The 1206-nt window shown below is 34.7% G+C and carries 3 protein-coding genes; 2 read left to right on the forward strand and 1 reads right to left on the reverse strand.

Translation table 11 applies throughout. The annotated features are described in order from the left end of the window. A partial coding sequence (locus IV64_RS11220; RefSeq protein WP_083491656.1) for a MobA/MobL family protein occupies nucleotides 1–323 on the reverse strand: 323 nt, incomplete at its 3' end. A gap of 251 nt (nucleotides 324–574) precedes the next feature. On the opposite strand from IV64_RS11220, the gene IV64_RS11225 reads away from it, so the two are divergent. Continuing rightward, on the forward strand, nucleotides 575–802 hold the full coding sequence (locus IV64_RS11225) for a hypothetical protein (RefSeq protein ID WP_083491657.1): 228 nt from the start codon (nucleotides 575–577) through the stop codon (nucleotides 800–802). Nucleotides 803–824: 22 nt separating this feature from the next. Then, a complete protein-coding gene (locus tag IV64_RS11230; RefSeq protein WP_057707345.1) occupies nucleotides 825–1103 on the forward strand; it encodes a hypothetical protein in 279 nt (92 codons plus the stop codon). Nucleotides 1104–1206 lie beyond the last annotated feature (103 nt).

Consider the following 1206-nt stretch of genomic DNA (forward strand, 5'->3'; position numbering starts at 1 on the left):
ACATATTTTGTCAGTAATTCTTTCTGTTCGGATTCACTTAATTCTACCGGTAAAGCTACGTTAAATTCTTTTGCATAGCGTGAGTTTGATTTACGATCGTTCTTTTCAACTTCATTCCATAATTTTTCTCGATCACTGGCCCATTCTGGTGAATTTTTGGGGGTTAAAATAAAGCTTTCTGGAATTACCGATCGGGCATAGAAATATCGGCGACCTTCTTTATCATCAAATAATTTTTCACCACTTCGATAAGCCGCACTGGCAATCGCACTTCGTCCTTTTCCAGCACTAATATTACTAAAACTAATATGAAATATTGCCATGTTAGTCACCTCTTTACTTTGATTCTATGGGCTTGACTTTGTTGTCGCCATCGGCGACTTATAATACAGGATTTTGGGGATTAGCACAACATAGAATTTATTCTATGTGTAAGTGCGCATTGACCTCGTTTCACTCGGTCTTCTGATTCTCTTAACTTTAATTTAGTGTATGCCTTCCGCTTCGCTATTTCAAATTTTATACTTTGACTTAACGTTTCCTATATGATATAGTTTCGGTGATTATTTCTAATATGATTGGAGGAATCGTTATGTCTAAAAGTAACTTAGAAAAACAAGAAGCTAAATTAAAAGCCCTTAATCGAAAAATTAAGGACGAAAAAAATAAGATTGAACAACGGCTAGGTAAACAAATCATCAGTCAAGCCAATTTAGATTATGCTAATTTGTCTAACGATCAGATTAAGCTTTTAGCCAAGCAATTTTCTGAATTTTTAAAGGTAAAGTCCGTAGATCATTAGCCATACGAGATAGGAAAATTCCATGTCTAATCAATATGAAAAACTAGTCGAGCAGCAAGCGCGTTTAAAACAAAAAATTGAGCGGGAAGATTTTAAGTTACGCCAATCTAAGTATTATGAAAATCGACAAGCCCGTAAAGCCCGTTCTCGCCGATTAATTCAAAAAGGGGCTTTATTAGAAAAGTACTTTCAAGCTAATAACCTCTCGGTCGAACAAACCGAAGAACTTTTAAAAACATTTGCTGACTATGTTAACGCCCATAAACCAAATAAACTCAAAAACGATCAACCTAATAACTAGGCCAATCGTTTTTATTTTCAGGATTGTTTTTTGGCTTAATTTCTGGGTTGTGTTTAGCAAAGTCTTTTAACTGTTTTTGAATTCTTTGTGTAAGCTCTGCTTT

The sequence above is a fragment of the Lactiplantibacillus xiangfangensis genome, from assembly GCF_001438845.1.
In the GTDB taxonomy this organism is placed as follows: Bacteria; Bacillota; Bacilli; order Lactobacillales; family Lactobacillaceae; genus Lactiplantibacillus; species Lactiplantibacillus xiangfangensis.

Bases quoted from the DNA above. Each gene is read 5' to 3' on its own strand.
- IV64_RS11225 (WP_083491657.1), top strand. From the start codon at position 575: ATGATTGGAGGAATCGTTATGTCTAAAAGTAACTTAGAAAAACAAGAA.
- IV64_RS11230 (WP_057707345.1), top strand. From the start codon at position 825: ATGTCTAATCAATATGAAAAACTAGTCGAGCAGCAAGCGCGTTTAAAA.